The organism is uncultured Roseovarius sp. (genome assembly GCF_947259555.1).
In the GTDB taxonomy this organism is placed as follows: Bacteria; Pseudomonadota; Alphaproteobacteria; order Rhodobacterales; family Rhodobacteraceae; genus Roseovarius.
Window position 1 is genome coordinate 34,535 of the sequence record NZ_CAMYMD010000084.1, and the last position, 14,600, is coordinate 49,134.

The window sequence follows — 14,600 nt, forward strand, 5'->3', positions numbered from 1 at the left end:
CAAGCCTAAGCCACACTTAGCGTATCTGGCGCATCGAGTGGCAGCCGCAGATGCGCCAGCGGCCCAAATTGATGCGGTTCGTGGATATGGGGAAACAGCCCAAGAAACAGCCCCAGCATTTTCGGCCCGATCTCGCGTTCAAATCCCGCACCGGGATGAAAGCTCTCGGCTTCGAGCCCGTTCGCGGTGATCGTCGCATGGCGCCGCAGGCAGATGTGATAGAGCGTGACGGCACGAGGTGGCGAGACGCAGAAGGCGTGCATGCCATCGGCCATCGCATGGGCCGGGGTCAGAACGTGATCCGAGCCAATGTTCGCGCGCAGACCTCTCGGGCGCGTCAGGATGCGCGCGCCCGGCCCGGCCAGCATATCCGTCATGGGGCGCGCGATACCGAACGCGTCGGCCATGATGCGGGTCAGCCGAACAGGCCGGTCCGGATCCGACTCAGGTTGCAGGGTCATCTTGCCGATCCAGATCACCGGCAGAGCCCCGTGCGATGTCGTGGGAAGGCGATCACCGGGCAAAAGGTCTTCGACAGCCACCGGTCCGCGTGTCGTTGTGATCAGCGTTCCTCGGGCGAAGGCCGAATGCGCCGCGTCAAACAAGGGCAGGGCCGGGGCAACCTGTTCGCGGTCATGAAGATTGCCATCCGATGTCTGCCACAGCGCATGGTAACGCCGCATTGGCAGGCGTTCGCTTTCAGAGCTTGCGGAGAGGCGGCGCGTGGGAAGCGCACGCGAATTGTGCGCCGTAAAGCGGGGGATCGTCATGCTGTGTAACCTCGTGTTCAAGGTTGTCACAACCGCGTCGGCCCCCACCGACAACGACAGATGGACAATATCTGTTTGCGTTATGCGCTCAATATGTTCCGAGACATGGATTTACGTCAAGTTGTAGCAACTATTGTTCTCGCTCGCGCTCAAATCTTCTTTGAATGCGCTTTTTGTCCCGGTTCCGCGTCCCAAGGCGCCACAATTGCGGCGAATCAACCCCTACCGACCAGCAAGGCAACTTGACCGAGCGCGCATTTGGTGCCTAATCTTATTGGGGCCCGAAAGTGCTTTGGATGTTTCAGTCTGCGGTGCGCGAGCTTCAGGTATTATTTCAGGCCCGGCGTTATCGCGGCTAAACGGCTTTGGTGAATATGAGATTGACGCGGATCATCAAGGGTATGAGCAACCTGCGCATCGCGCCGGCGCTTCTCGTTCTCTTGCTTGGTGTCCGTGTCGCCACCGCTGCCGCAGTTGATTGCCAGCACGATCTTGCAGACGCCGCACGCTCCGCCGAGTTCAACCAACAAAAGCTGTTGCGCGAGGCGACGGAACTTGGTGGAGAATTGTGCCTGACGGATGACGCCGTGGCACGCGTCCCTGCTCAGACATCCGAGGCTGCGCATGAGCATGACGGCCCGTCTCTCAAGACGCCTTGCCCGTTTTTCAAGTCGCCCGCCGCGCTGACGCAGGCTGTCGTCGGCGTCGATGCGCGGTCTGTCACGTTCACACTGATCACGCCGGCCTACGGCGACATGCGCGCCGCCGCAGGCAATTTTCCGGCAGGCTACTGCTCGCGCGCGCCCCCGATCACGACCAAGGGATAGCTGGCACGCGTGGCGCCGGACTTGCCCGTGCGCTTCGTCATCAACCGACGGGGTGCATCTCCAGCGGGACCTCCGACAAAGGGAAACCTGCCGCATGCGCCTATGATCCATGCTTACCATTGCGCGCGCTGTCTCCAGCGGGGCGCGTGATGGTACAGTCGGGGGATCAGGCCCGGACGGCACCTGCCAGCTCCTTTTGGTAAGCGACGGATTGCCCCGTTCAAGCTGATTCATCCCGTGATGCAAGGCCACGTCCGCGTGGTCATGTGCGTCATGCGAGACAGAAATACACAAGAAGAGACCAAAATCATGACACAGGTTTTCCTGCGTGCCGGTGCATTTTGCGCCGCGCTTTCCCTATGTCTTTCGACAGCGCCCGTGTCGGCGCATGACGACCCTCCATCTAATGGCGCGTTGCGCGTCACCACGACGGACTTGCCGCCGCTGCGCGCCGACGGCCACGCCCCGATCGGTGTCATGGGCGATCACATCCACAGGACCGGCGAGGTGATGCTCTCCTACCGCTTCATGCATATGGATATGGAGGGTTATCGTAGCGGCACCAACGGCCTCAGCCCCGAGCAGGTGGCCGGTACGCCCAACGGATTTTTCGGCATGCCGGGCCAGCCGCCAAATATCCGCATTGTGCCCACCAGCATGACCATGGACATGCATATGTTCGGCGCGATGTATGCGCCGAGTGACCGCCTGACCCTGATGGCGATGCTGCCTTATGTGACCAAGCAGATGGATCACATCACCTTTGCGGGGCCTGCCGGGACGGTGCGGCTTGGGACATTCAATACCCAATCCGAGGGGTGGGGCGATCTGAAGGTCTCGGGCCTTTACCGGCTGATGGAGCGTGGAGATCACAAGCTGCATCTGAACTTCGGGGTCAGCCTGCCCACCGGATCGACAACTGAGCGGGCCACCGCCTTGACCCCAACCGGGGCGCTCATGAACATGCGTATGCCTTACGGGATGCAATTGGGCTCAGGCACCTATGATCTATTGCCGGGAATCACCTATAGTGGTCGGTCTGGCAATACCGGCTGGGGTGCTCAACTGACTGGTGTCGTGCGCACCGGCAAGAACAACGGGTACCATCTGGGCAATGAGGTGGCTCTGACCACATGGGCCAGTGTCCAGCCAAAACCATGGATCAGCCTGTCGGGGCGTATCGAGGCAAAGAGCGTGGGAGATATCAGTGGTCGTGATTCCCGCATGGTCGGGCCTTCGCCGACTCTCAATCCCGATAATTATGGTGGCGAGACCGTCAGTCTGCTTGCCGGGGTCAACCTTGTGGCGCAGCGTGGCGCGTTGCGCGGTCACAGGCTCGCGCTGGAGATCGGAGCGCCGATCTATCAGGATCTAAATGGCCTGCAACTCGAGACGGACTGGACCGCGATGCTCGGGTGGCAATACGCCTATTGAGCAGCTCACGCGCGGGCCTTGTCCGCGCGTGACGATCGTCTCAGGACACCTCTTCCTCAAGATGCAGCTTCATTTCGATCAATACATGCTGAAGCTGCGTCGTCTCACGCAGAAGTCGCTTGGCCTCGTTCACGGTGATCCGGCCATCCTCGATGCTCTGCTGGTACTCGGCCATGAGCATGGCAAACCGCTGCGACAACGCGATCACATCGCTGTTTACATTCGCTTTTTCCTCGGCGTTGCGCCGCGTGCCAATCAGGCTCAGGCTGACACCTTTCAATTCTGCGAGGGCGCTTGTCACATGCGGATAGCTTGCGGCCTCTTCAAGCGCGGCAACCGCATCCACCGGCATGAACCGGTCGGTATGTTCGTCGTGATCAGAATAATACCGGCCAAGAGTCGCCTTGGACTTTCCCGTCAACTTGCACGCCGCCTCGATCCCGACATCCTTGACGAGAGCTTCGGTGTGCTTCTTCAGGTAACTTGCCATTGTTGACATACATATTCCTCAACTATTCCCGGCCTGACCGGGGAAACGCAAAACTCTTTTCCCATTAATGAGTTTACCCCGGAATGTCATTTCCAAATTGTCCCCGGGATTGTCGCGGGGCGCCGTTTGCCGAACCGGACCCATGCCGGGACGAGTGAACGGTAGCGTCCGCCCGTGCAGGATATCTCTCTTCGCGGGTCAGGACTGCCGCATCACACTGCACCATCCCAGGAAGTGCCCTTCCAGCAGTGCCGATGCGGCGGTCCGGGGCGTTATGGGCCGGGCGCGCGTTCCACCAGAACAGACCCGACGGAATACCCCGCGCCGAACGAACAGATCAGCCCCTGATCGCCGGGGGCAAGATCGTCGGAATATTTCGAGAATGCGATGATCGACCCTGCGGAGGAGGTGTTGGCGTAGTCCTGCAGGATATTGGGTTGCTCGTCCGCTGAAGGCACGCGGCCCAGAACCTTGCGGCCTATGAAATCGTTCATGGCCTTGTTTGCCTGATGCAGCCAGAGGCGGCGCAACTCATCCGATGTCACTTTCTCGGCCTCCAGATGGGCGAGAATATGGGATGAAACCATTGGCAGCACCTCTTTGAACACGCGCCGCCCCTCCTGCATGAACTGCATGTCGCGCCGGTCCGCCACGCCATCGGGCCGTGCACGACGCAAGAACCCGTTATTGTTGCGGATATTGTTTGAAAACTGCGTGGCGCACCGCGTGGAGCGGATCACGAAATGCGGGCCATTTGCCTCTTCCGCGGCCTCGATCACCATTGCGGTACAAACATCGCCGAAGATGAAATGACAATCCCGGTCGCGCCACTCCAGGTGGCCTGAACAAATCTCCGGGCTGACAACCAGCGCCCGCCTTGCGCCGCCGCCTCGGATCATGTCGGCGGCGGCCTGAATGCCGAATGTGGCCGAGGAACAGGCGACGTTCATGTCAAACGCAAAGCCACCTGCCCCCAGAAGCTGCTGGATCTCGATGGCTACGGCGGGGTAGGGCCGTTCGTGATTCGAGGCGGCGCAGATGATCAGGTCGATCTCGGACGCGTCGCGCCCGGCCTGGTCGAGCGCCTCTGCACAGGCTGCCATGGCCATTTCCGCCATGATCCCCGGCTCATCATCGCTGCGCTGCCGCAGCAGCGGGTGCATCACTTCGGGGTTGAGCACCCCGGTCTTGTCCATAACGTGCCGCCGCTCGATGCCCGAAGCGTTGACGATGAACTCGGGAGACGAGAGGCCTTTGGCTTCGATCTCGCCAGCGGCGATCTCTGCGGCGTGGCGTGTGTTGAAGGCCTCCGCGTAGGCGTTGAAGGTCTCGACCAGTTCTTCGTTGGTGATCACCTCCGGGGGGGTGAATACACCTGATCCCGTGATTGCGGGCATTACCATTCTTGTCTCTCCTCACAGATCCCGCAAGATCAACGCAGCTGATGCCCGAGGTCAAGCGCGACGTGACGCCACCCGACCACTAGGCGTGCCACCTCCGAGGCCGAGCCAAATACGGGGCTGCCGCCGAGGTGGCTGGAGAGAGGCCTTGACCGGCTCAGAAGCGCACGCGGATCGATGGCGCCACGACGTTGTCGGGCGTGGTGCCACCACAGATCCGCTCGATCTGAAAGGCCGTGTAATTATAGTTGGGGTATCCGACGCGGTCGGTGTCGGAGTCGCAGCTATACGTCAGGCTTATACCGCGCAAATTGTCGAGCAAGCTTGCTGCAACTGTGCCTTGGCTGTCACGAACCCGGTCACGGATCTCCGCTTCCAGCATGGCGCCGATGGCGGGGATTTCATCGCGCAGACGATTGCGGACGCTGTCTCTCAGGCGTCGCTCCCAGATCCAGTCTGTCACCGACACGTCCCAGGCGTCGACACGAAACCGCAGGCGCCGGTCGTGCACGAACGGTTCGATCCATATCTCGATGGAAATCGTGTATTCGCGACCGTCTGCCTTGAGCCTGCCACGCGACTTGTAGGAGTACCTCAAGAAATCCCAGTACTTCCGCCGATCAGGCTGATCGATCTGCGCGCAGTTGTTGGAGCGACAGAGTTCGTGACCGTTCTCCCATGATAGCCGACCCTGTCGAATATCGATCCTGTGGTTGTAGAAACGGTGGCGCTGTTCGCTGACGGCATCGTGAATCCGTGCCGTCATCGCATCCGCAATCAATGAGGTCGGAATGCTCGGGGCGTCAAAAACATCGCGCTGACAGACGACGGAGCGCACCTTGTTGGCCATCGAACCGAACCGCCACCTTGCGGTATCCCCCTGTGCGGCGCGTACAACCTGGAACCGACCGTTGTAGTCTTCTCCATCGAAGACATAGAGTGACACGTCCGAGTCGCCTGCCGTTATCCGAACGCTCTCGACATTCTTGTAGATGGCGCGCGCGTATTGACTGAGGTTGGCCCCGTCGAAACGTCGGCTCTGGTTCGACCACGGCTGACCGGCAAGATTTCCATCCGGCAGGTTGTAGATGACCCGGCTTCCATTCCAGTTGTCATCGCTGAAGAATTCACAACTGGTCTGTGCCTCTGCCGAGGTGATCAGAAAGCCCTGCGTCAGGGCGACGAGCGGGAAAATTAGATATCTAGGCATCTTGATGCTCCTTGATTGAAAGAACGGTGTCTGAAAACTAACCGGCATCGCAAAGCGGCAGCGGTGGCCGGGGCAGGGGGCATGGGGCGCCGGGTACGGTGCACATCACCGTCCAGAACGCGCCAACCACCGAGCAGTAGGTGTCGACGTTGCCCTGCTCCTCGGCGACCTCTTCGAATTGATCGAGAACGGACATCAACTCGCCCTCGAAATCATCCGAAAACAGCTCATGCGCGTCGAACGGCTCCACGTGCGGGGCAGCACCAGATTGAAAGCGCAGTTCACCTTGTGCCGCCTCGATCACCAGTGAAAGGTTGGGTAGGGGCTCGAAAGGCTGGCCACCTCTGGTGAATGGCGCTGGGAACGACCATTCGACATCGGCCCCCGCGCAGGCCACGATCGGCCCCGCGAAGCTGACCCCAGGCAGGCTCCATTCGCTTGGGACGGTCTCCAGCGATTGAAGGGTCTCCGTATCCAACGAAGACTCGCCGGGAACCTGCCAGTAAATACTGTCAGCGTTGCGTATATTCACGGCGCAGGCGGCATCCGGCATGAGATAGGTTCCGTCCTGTTGCGGCATCCAGTCCGGCATCCAGGCGCGGGGTATCTCGATGGTCGGAGGCATGTCATCGGGCGCAGTGAATTGAATCCTTAGCCGGTACTCGTCAGTGAAGGTGATGTTCGACGAGTTTTCGGGGAGTTGTGGCTCTGGCGGCGGTGGAGGCGGGGGTGGCGGCGGCGCGTCGTCGTCCACGAGGATTTTGAGTTCCACGTCGAGGGCGCGGCGGCCAGCCTCTTCCTGGCTGCTGGCAAAGAAAAGCTGCTCTGCCGGAGATCGGAACCGCGACAGAACGCCCGGCCCGTTGCCCTGTCGCCAAAGGGCAAAGTAGACGTCCGCGCCCTGCGCGTTGACGGCACGCTCGACGTCAAACAGTTCCCACCCGTCACTGCGCATCCGGTCCCGCAGCTCGACCAGATTGGCGCGGGGTCGGAACCGGGTGAAAACGGTGGGTGGTGCGTCGGCCCGGTACAGCCCGGCAAACCGATGCTCGCCGCCAATCACGATGGTCTCGACATCAACGAGTCGCAGACCAAGCGTGCGCATCAGGTCCTTGCTTTCCAGGAACTCGGCCACGGGCAGGGGGCGCACAAGACGCTGGGCGCCGGTGCCGGGCCCGAATACGCCAGCAAAGCGGCGTTCACCCTGTTGGCGAAAAACTTCGAAATCAATCAGGCGCAGGCCATCCGCGGCGCGGCTGCGCATGGCGCGGCGTAACGCGGTGCCAGAGCGCACCACGTCAAGGTAATTGCTGCCCGATGTCTCGACAAACAGGCCGGCAAAACCGCGTGCGCCGTTCAGGCGTGCGGTTTCAACGTCGATCAGCCGAAACCCGTCCGCAATCAGCGCCTCGGCGGTCGCGCTGAAGTCATCGAGGGCCAACAACCCCGTAAACCGGCTTGTGCCTTCACCCTCATGCCAGAGCGATTGCAAGCGCACTTCGTCAGCAAAGCTCGCCGAGATCGTTAAAATACCTGTTGTCACGGCTGTCAGGCCAAATCTGAAAAACATTATCAATTCCTCTATCCGTTGGGCGCGTCAAAACCGGACGGGTCTGCATTCCAACCGTGGGATCGGTTGGACATCCCGCGTGTTTATCGGCGCGAAGATTCGGGGTTGGGCAGGAGAGGTCTCCTCGCCGTCGCTACGCCGCCCGTTGGCTCGTTCTGACCGCCAATAAGGGTCGTGCTGATCACTGCGCGAACACATTGCATTCCGGTCGGGCCAAGAGGCGTAGGGAAAGAGTACACGTCTGACGTGCAAAGAGCCCTGAGTAGGGATGCTCAAATTTCGGTACTTGGATACCTAAATTTCGAAACGCAGTTTAATTGTGCGGCTGGTCTTCAGACAGGATCCAAGGCTCGCTTTGCGTTCGAAGCACGACTTCCATACGGTTCTTTGCGCGCATTTTTGACAGGATCGCGGAGACATGGTTTTCAACTGTGCGCCGTGAGCGCGACAAGTCCTTCGCAATCGCATCATTGCTGGCCCCGTTTGCCAGAAATTGCAGGACGATCTGTTCCTTACGTGTAAGGCCGTAGGGATGTCGTCTGGCATCGCGGTATTTGCCCCGCTTCAGCACCGACAAGGCCGCCGGGTCGGTCAGGTTCGGCAGGCGCGCGCGAAGCGCCTTGCGAGCTGGCAGAGCATCAATCGTCTGAAGTATCTCGTCGGCACGCAGCACAGCGTCGCTACCGCCTTTTGCAACCAAGGACCATGCGGCCAGGTAGGCCGCTCCGCAGTTGTCAAAGTATTCATACGCGCGGTCGAATGCGCCCGACGCGACGGCTGCGAACCCTTGGGGCAGATTGCTCGTGTCGTGTGCCGTGACATCGTGACCCGCCAAGGTGGCCCAGAATAAGAATTCACCATGCTTTCGCGGGCTCAAGAGCCCCCTGTTCAGTTGCTCAATCCACGCGATATGCGAAGCCGCCAAGGCCGGGTCGCCGGCAAGCACGGCTGCCTCGATTTGCGCGATGTGCAATGGCACCAGATATTGCGGCTCGCCGATCTTCTGCGCGCCCGCAAGCGCGGTATCCAGATCGTCCCTCACACCGTTTTCGTTCAAGCGAAGCTTGGAGCGCGCCAGTACGATCATCGCGGGCATGCGCATCAGCAAGGTCTGATCGTCCTGCGTCAGAACGCCCTGCGCGATTGTGATCGCCTCGGCGTATCTGTCCTGCTCAAAGCGCAACTGCGCCTTGCGCCCGACCAAGTAGAACGTCCAGGCGTCAAGATCATGCTCGCTGTCGAAGGTGATCCCTTCCTCGATCAGGGCTTCGGCTTTTTGGAGAGCTCCCATTTCGATCAGGCATTCTGACAGGTTGGTATAGACCCTCGCTGCCTCAATGTGAAAGCCGTGCTGGCGCGCGATTTCAAGGCTTTCACGCAGATCGGCCTCGCCTTGTGTGTCGCCACGGAACAATGCAGCAGATCCGGCGGTGTTCAACGCATGCGCGCGTGTCTCTTCGTCGCCGACCTGATCCGCAATCTCCAACGCTTTGCGCGCCCATTGGAGCGCCTCGTCCATGTTGTCCTGAAGCATGAAGAATTGTGCGCGCAACGCATAGGCGCGGGCCTTGGCTGACGACGGAAGACCATTCTCCAGAACTGTTATCGCGTCCTCAAGATAGTGCTGGGCCATCTCGGACTCGCCGCGATACCAATGCATGCGCGACAGCCAGCGCAGGTTTTCGCCGACGCGCTCGGGCCGGTCGATCTGCTGCCATAGCGCGACGGCCTTTTTGCGCGCACCAATCACGGCGTCGTCTATCCTGCGCGCCAGGCCAGCCTCGTGTGCCCAACATTCGTGGATTACTGCAGCGTCTTCGGGCGGGGCTTGGTCGACATAGTGCAGGGCCGCATCAAGATGCATCGCAGCTTCGCGATGGGCGCCAAGTTTTGCGGCGATGTTCGCCGCGCGGGGTGCAAATTCCAGTACCACATTCGGGCTGTCTGCCCCGCGCGCGTGGTGGACGATCATATCAAGCGGTGGCGCGGCGTCCTGTGCGAGCAGGGCCGACATGATTCGCGCATGTGCATCGGTTCGAGCCGGGGGCGACAGCCGCTCATATGTGACAAGCCGTGCCAGCTCGTGCCGGAATTTGAAATGCCGCCCTGAGGCGATGAGCAACTGTCGCTCAGTGGCGTTCGGCAAAAGGGTGACCGCTGTCCCGCCCGTCAGGTCCTGCAACAGCTCAAGCGAGATTCCGCCGGGACAGCATGACGCGAGTTCGAGCAGGTTGCGCGTTGCTTCGGGTAGCGCGTTGATCCGCGCATTGACCGCATCGGACACGGATATCGGTACGACACCGGCATCCTGCTTGTGGTTCAGGACTTCTGTTATGAAGAAAGGATTGCCACCGGTGATCGTGTTGAGGCGTTCGGCAGAATACCCGCTGCCCGATGCGATTTGTCGAATCGCACTCAGCGACAGGGGGGCGAGGCGGCACTGGAGTTTCCTTGAGGCGGGAATGCCGCCAAGGGCCGTGCGCAGTGCATGGGTTGCCTCGACCTCATCATCTCGAAAGCTTCCGATCAGAAGAATTGGCAATTGGGAAATGCGTCGACCCAGATAATTCAGCCAATCCAGGCTGCGCTGGTCCGCCCAATGCAGGTCTTCTATCACGAGTACTATCGGGTCACGAAGCGTGCCCGCTCGCCAGACGAATCCCTCAAAGAAACGCGCCTCTTCAAGATCGTTCAATCCTGTCCCGAACATGCTCTGAAAAATGTCTCGCACCGGCCCAAGGGGCCGGGGTGTGTGCAGGGGGTCGCAAAGACCGACAGCGCGGGGCAATGATGGCGGGAGCCGGGACAAGAAAGCGTCAATTACCGAGGATTTCCCGATCCCGGCCTCGCCGCTGATCAGAACGATCTGCCCACCGCTCTCCGCGACGCGATCAAGGCGATCGCGTACGTTGTCAATTATCTCGTCCCGCTCGATCAGCACGCAATACACTCTCGATGAGTCAAAAAGACTACAGAAAATCCAGTATACGACGAATTCAACCCATGGTCTGCCTGGATTTTGCGAACCATGAAGGGCAAGCGCCGCAACGGCGGCAGACAATCCTGCTAAGTTGAAAATTCTTGCAAATAAGCCTTATTCTTCGCCACCGACCTGACCGCGCAGCGCCTTGACCTCGCCACGTAACTTCTTGGCCTTGAGACGGCGTTTCTTTGATCCGAGGGTTGGGCGGGTCGCCACGCGTCGCTTGGGTGCGACGGTGGCCTTGCGGATCAGGTCGGCCAGACGCTCTCGCACGATTTCGCGGTTCCGGGTCTGACTGCGGGTTTCATCACAGCTCATCACGAGCGCCCCTTCTTTGGTCCAGCGCCGCCCGGCCAGACGCCTCAGCCGGGTCTTGACCGGTCCGGGCAGGTTGGGCGAGCGCTCGGCCTCGAAGCGCAACTCGACGGCGCTCGAAACCTTGTTCACGTTCTGCCCGCCCGGTCCCGACGCGCGGATGAACTGCTCGGTCAACTCCCAGTCCTCGATCGCGATGGTGTCAGTGATCTTGAGCATGATGCCTGCCGTGGATTCGGGGCCCCGTTCATACAGCATATCGCGCCGATTGCGAACCCGATCAGACGATGGCCCGCTCCAGAGCCGGGTAGCGCAGGCCGAGTGTGACGCCGCGCGCGAGGAAGCTAATCAACAGCGCCAGCCACAGCCCGTGATTGCCAAGGCCCGGCACAAGCGCCGCCGCCGCCACGACATAGACCACGAGGCTGAGCGCCATCATGTTGCGCATGTCGCGCGACCGGGTCGCGCCGATGAACACCCCGTCGAGCATATAAGCCGCAAGCCCCAGGATGGGCGCGGCGGCCATGTAGATCAGATAGCTGCGCGCCTCGGCCTGCACCTCGGGCACCTTGGCCATGAGATCAATGATCGCGCCGCCGAACGTGGCAAAGCCGACCGCAAGCGCGATGCAGACCACCAGCCCCCAGAAGCTGGTTATCAGCGCACCGCGCCGCAGCAGGGCCACCGCGCGCGCACCGTAAGCCTGCCCCACCAGCGCCTCGGCGGCGAAGGCAAAGCCGTCGAGCGCATGCGCGGTGATGTTGAGGAACTGGAGCAGCACCTGATTGGCCGCCAGCGTCACATCGCCGAAATCCGCGCCCAGAAAGAGGAACGAGATGAAGATGATCTGAAGCATCAACGAGCGCAGCAGGATATCGGTATTCACCATCGCCATGTTGCGCAGGCGTGCGCGGTCAAAGACGCGCGGCCAGTCGCGCCAGGCGGGCACGCCGAAGGCATCGCGGCAGAACCAGAAGCCGAGCGCCAGCCCGCCCCATTCGGCGATCACCGTGGCCTGCGCCACGCCGGTCACACCCATATCGAGCCACAGCACGAACCAAAGATCGAGCCCGATATTGACCGCGTTCATCAGCACCTGGATCATCAGGACCGCGCGCGTGCGCTCTTGCGCGATGAGCCAGCCGGTCATGCCGAAAAGTGCGATCATCGCGGGCGCGGACCAGACGCGAATGGCCATGTAGTCGCGCGCAAGGGCCTCGACCTCGGCACTGGCGGGGGAGAGCTGGAAGGCGGCCCAGAAGATCGGCACTTGCATTGCGATGACGAAGACGCCCCCGGCAAAGCCGATCATCAGCGCGCGGGTGAGCAGGGCTGCGACCTCGCCGGTTTGTCCCGCGCCATGTGCCTGGCTGGTGAGGCCGGTGGTGCCCATCCGCAGAAAGCCGAAGATCCAGTAGATTCCGGTCAGGATCACCGCCCCGATGCCGACCGCGCCGATGGGGGCGGCGAGCCCGATCTGCCCCACCACGCCGGTATCCACCGCGCCCAGAATGGGCACGGTCGCGTTGGAAATGACGATCGGCACGGCGATCCTGAGGACGCGGGCATGAGTGACCGCGCGGGCGGTCTCACTCATCGCGGCGCGGCATCAGGAAATGGCCGGTGGCCTGCGCGAAGGGGCGCGAGCGGTTGTCCTGCCACGCCTCGACATGCACTGAGGCATAGCGCCGCCCCGAGCGGTTGACCTTCGCACGGGCATAGGCATCGCGCGGCAAGCCTGAGCGCAGGTAATCGACGGTGAAATCAATCGTCTTGGGCAGGCGCGGCAGGCGGCCTTCGGTCAGCGTCTCGACCTCCACCTTGCCGCTCTCGATCTCTTCCCACAAATGGCCCCAGCTGAGCCCGATGATCGAGGTGATTTCGAGAAACGCCGCTGTCGCCCCGCCATGCAGCGCGGGCAGCAGGGGGTTGCCGATGAGCTTTTCATCGAACGGCATCACGGCGGTCAGCTCATCGCCGCGCCGCTCGAACTGCACGCCGAGAAAGCGGATATAGGGCACCCCCTCGACCAGCGCCTTCAGTGCGGCATCGCGGCGTTGCTTGACCACCTGCACGGGTTCGGGACGGGCACGCGCCATCAGCCTCCCTCCACGGTGAAGGTGCCGGTCGCGGTGGCGACAGGGCGCGCGCTGTCGTCGTCCATGGCGCGAGCCCGCACGAAGGCCACCGAGCGCGTGATGTGGTAGCATTCGGCATGCGCCCGGATCGCCTGTCCTGGTGTGGCGGGGCGCATGTAGTCGATGCGCAGATCAATGGTCGCAGTGCCGCCGGGCGAGGCAGGATGGCTCATCGCCGCCGCCCCACAGCAGGTATCCATCAGCGCCGACACAGCGCCGCCATGAATCACCCCCGTTTCGGGGTCGCCGATCAGGCGCTCGTCATACTCCATTTCGATCTCTGCCTTGCCCTTGCCCATACCGATCAGGCGCATCCCGAGCGCGCGGGCATGCGGCAGCGCCTGCATGAACTGCTGCGCGATCTTGTTCTTTTCGTCATCCATGGGCATCCCCGCTGCGAACTTGCGCCCTTTATGGGGTGCAACGGGCCGGACCTGCAAGAGCGGCGGTTGCGCGGCGCGCGCCTTGGCCCTAACCTGCCCGTGCAGGAGGGCCGGACGATGGCGGAGAACAGACTGTCCTTCAAGGAAATGTGCGCGAAATACGACGTCACGCCGCGCACGTTGCGCTATTACGAGTATATCGAACTCTTGCAGCCGGAGCGCGAGGGCAGGTCACGCTATTACGGACCCCGCGAATGCGCCCGGATGACGCTGATCCTGCGGGGCCGGAAATTCGGATTTTCGCTCGAGGATATCCGCCAATGGCTGCTGATCTACGAGCATGAGGGCACCGACGCGCAGATGCGCAGCTGGATCGACCTCGCTGACCGGCAGCTTGCCGAACTCGCCGAACAGCGCCGCCAGATCGACGAGGCGATGACCGAGTTGCGCCAGCTGCGCGACCAGACCGAAGCGAATCTCGACTGAAGCCTGGTGACGCAGGGGCAAGAAAATGTCCCTCCACACGGCCTTACCTTGCCTTATCTTACGTCAATTTGAAAGTGACGTGACGTAGCAGTTACGTAAAGCCGCGCGGCTGTTGTAACCATGGGGCACCCGACGCAGGTTATCGCCAGAGGCTCTGCGATGAGGCAACGAGATGACTGATGATGTGATGACAATCCGGCAGATGTGCGAGGCGTTCGACGTCACTCCGCGCACCCTGCGATTCTACGAGGCCAAGGAACTGCTCTCGCCCATCCGGCAGGGACAGCGCCGCCTCTTCACCCGGCGCGACCGCGCCCGGCTGAAGCTGATCCTGCGCGGCAAGCGCTTCGGGTTCAGCCTCGAGGAATTGCGCCAGTTGCTTGATCTCTACGACAAGGGGGATCAGCAGCACACCCAGATCGCCAGCGCCTACGAGGTGGCCAAGGCGCGTCTGGCCGAGATGGAGACACAGCGCGACGACCTGGAGGCCGCGATCTCCGAGTTGCGCGAACAGATGACATGGGGCGAGCGTATGCTGGCCTCGCTCAAGGACAACCGCGACGCCGCCGAGTGATACCGGCACGGCCATTCTTT

The 14,600-nt window shown here is 61.5% G+C and carries 14 protein-coding genes; 4 read left to right on the forward strand and 10 right to left on the reverse strand.

Going from position 1 to position 14,600, the window contains the following annotated elements:
* Window positions 1–5: 5 nt before the first annotated feature.
* Window positions 6–770, reverse strand: a complete 765-nt coding sequence (locus Q0X85_RS13755; protein WP_297772788.1) for a Hint domain-containing protein — start codon at window positions 768–770, stop codon at window positions 6–8.
* A 374-nt stretch (window positions 771–1,144) separates the two neighbouring features.
* On the opposite strand from Q0X85_RS13755, the gene Q0X85_RS13760 reads away from it, so the two are divergent.
* Together Q0X85_RS13760 and Q0X85_RS13765 are read left to right on the forward strand one after the other, a co-directional pair.
* Window positions 1,145–1,597: a hypothetical protein gene (locus tag Q0X85_RS13760; RefSeq protein ID WP_297772789.1), complete on the forward strand. Its 453-nt coding sequence runs from the start codon at window positions 1,145–1,147 to the stop codon at window positions 1,595–1,597.
* Between the two features lie 309 nt (window positions 1,598–1,906).
* Window positions 1,907–3,031 (forward strand): transporter, encoded by a 1,125-nt coding sequence (locus tag Q0X85_RS13765; protein ID WP_297772790.1) that lies wholly within the window; start codon window positions 1,907–1,909, stop codon window positions 3,029–3,031.
* Window positions 3,032–3,071: 40 nt separating this feature from the next.
* On the opposite strand, the gene Q0X85_RS13770 is transcribed toward Q0X85_RS13765, so the two are convergent.
* From Q0X85_RS13770 to Q0X85_RS13810, 9 genes are all read right to left on the reverse strand, one after another.
* The gene (locus tag Q0X85_RS13770; RefSeq protein WP_297772792.1) at window positions 3,072–3,530 is read right to left on the reverse strand and encodes a phage regulatory CII family protein; all 459 of its coding nucleotides are present in this window, start codon (window positions 3,528–3,530) and stop codon (window positions 3,072–3,074) included.
* Between the two features lie 263 nt (window positions 3,531–3,793).
* Window positions 3,794–4,924 (reverse strand): beta-ketoacyl-ACP synthase III, encoded by a 1,131-nt coding sequence (locus tag Q0X85_RS13775; protein WP_297772794.1) that lies wholly within the window; start codon window positions 4,922–4,924, stop codon window positions 3,794–3,796.
* A gap of 154 nt (window positions 4,925–5,078) precedes the next feature.
* On the reverse strand, window positions 5,079–6,131 hold the full coding sequence (locus Q0X85_RS13780; protein WP_297772795.1) for a hypothetical protein: 1,053 nt from the start codon (window positions 6,129–6,131) through the stop codon (window positions 5,079–5,081).
* Between the two features lie 37 nt (window positions 6,132–6,168).
* Window positions 6,169–7,701: a hypothetical protein gene (locus tag Q0X85_RS13785; protein ID WP_297772796.1), complete on the reverse strand. Its 1,533-nt coding sequence runs from the start codon at window positions 7,699–7,701 to the stop codon at window positions 6,169–6,171.
* Window positions 7,702–8,014: 313 nt separating this feature from the next.
* The gene (locus Q0X85_RS13790) at window positions 8,015–10,651 is read right to left on the reverse strand and encodes an AAA family ATPase (RefSeq protein ID WP_366130036.1); all 2,637 of its coding nucleotides are present in this window, start codon (window positions 10,649–10,651) and stop codon (window positions 8,015–8,017) included.
* 144 nt (window positions 10,652–10,795) lie between these two features.
* The gene (gene arfB, locus Q0X85_RS13795; RefSeq protein WP_297772937.1) at window positions 10,796–11,218 is read right to left on the reverse strand and encodes an alternative ribosome rescue aminoacyl-tRNA hydrolase ArfB; all 423 of its coding nucleotides are present in this window, start codon (window positions 11,216–11,218) and stop codon (window positions 10,796–10,798) included.
* Window positions 11,219–11,279: 61 nt separating this feature from the next.
* Entirely contained in the window at window positions 11,280–12,596 is a 1,317-nt protein-coding gene (locus Q0X85_RS13800; RefSeq protein WP_297772800.1) for an MATE family efflux transporter, read from the reverse strand.
* Complete coding sequence (locus Q0X85_RS13805) at window positions 12,589–13,098, reverse strand: PaaI family thioesterase (RefSeq protein WP_297772802.1); 510 nt, start codon at window positions 13,096–13,098, stop codon at window positions 12,589–12,591. The genes Q0X85_RS13800 and Q0X85_RS13805 overlap by 8 nt, the downstream gene beginning before the upstream one ends.
* Window positions 13,098–13,520: a PaaI family thioesterase gene (locus Q0X85_RS13810; protein WP_297772804.1), complete on the reverse strand. Its 423-nt coding sequence runs from the start codon at window positions 13,518–13,520 to the stop codon at window positions 13,098–13,100. Before Q0X85_RS13810 ends, Q0X85_RS13805 begins: the two co-directional genes overlap by 1 nt.
* A 117-nt stretch (window positions 13,521–13,637) precedes the next feature.
* On the opposite strand from Q0X85_RS13810, the gene Q0X85_RS13815 reads away from it, so the two are divergent.
* Both Q0X85_RS13815 and Q0X85_RS13820 read left to right on the forward strand, forming a co-directional pair.
* Window positions 13,638–14,006: a MerR family DNA-binding transcriptional regulator gene (locus tag Q0X85_RS13815; RefSeq protein ID WP_297772938.1), complete on the forward strand. Its 369-nt coding sequence runs from the start codon at window positions 13,638–13,640 to the stop codon at window positions 14,004–14,006.
* Window positions 14,007–14,178: 172 nt separating this feature from the next.
* Window positions 14,179–14,580: a MerR family DNA-binding transcriptional regulator gene (locus tag Q0X85_RS13820; protein ID WP_297772805.1), complete on the forward strand. Its 402-nt coding sequence runs from the start codon at window positions 14,179–14,181 to the stop codon at window positions 14,578–14,580.
* Window positions 14,581–14,600: the final 20 nt, after the last annotated feature.

Coding starts and splice junctions, on each gene's coding strand:
- Q0X85_RS13775 (WP_297772794.1), bottom strand. CDS start 4,924: ATGGTAATGCCCGCAATCACGGGATCAGGTGTATTCACCCCCCCGGAG.
- Q0X85_RS13815 (WP_297772938.1), top strand. CDS start 13,638: ATGGCGGAGAACAGACTGTCCTTCAAGGAAATGTGCGCGAAATACGAC.
- Q0X85_RS13820 (WP_297772805.1), top strand. CDS start 14,179: ATGACTGATGATGTGATGACAATCCGGCAGATGTGCGAGGCGTTCGAC.
- Q0X85_RS13760 (WP_297772789.1), top strand. CDS start 1,145: ATGAGATTGACGCGGATCATCAAGGGTATGAGCAACCTGCGCATCGCG.
- Q0X85_RS13800 (WP_297772800.1), bottom strand. CDS start 12,596: ATGAGTGAGACCGCCCGCGCGGTCACTCATGCCCGCGTCCTCAGGATC.
- Q0X85_RS13785 (WP_297772796.1), bottom strand. CDS start 7,701: ATGTTTTTCAGATTTGGCCTGACAGCCGTGACAACAGGTATTTTAACG.
- Q0X85_RS13755 (WP_297772788.1), bottom strand. CDS start 770: ATGACGATCCCCCGCTTTACGGCGCACAATTCGCGTGCGCTTCCCACG.
- Q0X85_RS13805 (WP_297772802.1), bottom strand. CDS start 13,098: ATGGCGCGTGCCCGTCCCGAACCCGTGCAGGTGGTCAAGCAACGCCGC.
- Q0X85_RS13770 (WP_297772792.1), bottom strand. CDS start 3,530: ATGTCAACAATGGCAAGTTACCTGAAGAAGCACACCGAAGCTCTCGTC.
- Q0X85_RS13765 (WP_297772790.1), top strand. CDS start 1,907: ATGACACAGGTTTTCCTGCGTGCCGGTGCATTTTGCGCCGCGCTTTCC.
- arfB (WP_297772937.1), bottom strand. CDS start 11,218: ATGCTCAAGATCACTGACACCATCGCGATCGAGGACTGGGAGTTGACC.
- Q0X85_RS13780 (WP_297772795.1), bottom strand. CDS start 6,131: ATGCCTAGATATCTAATTTTCCCGCTCGTCGCCCTGACGCAGGGCTTT.
- Q0X85_RS13810 (WP_297772804.1), bottom strand. CDS start 13,520: ATGGATGACGAAAAGAACAAGATCGCGCAGCAGTTCATGCAGGCGCTG.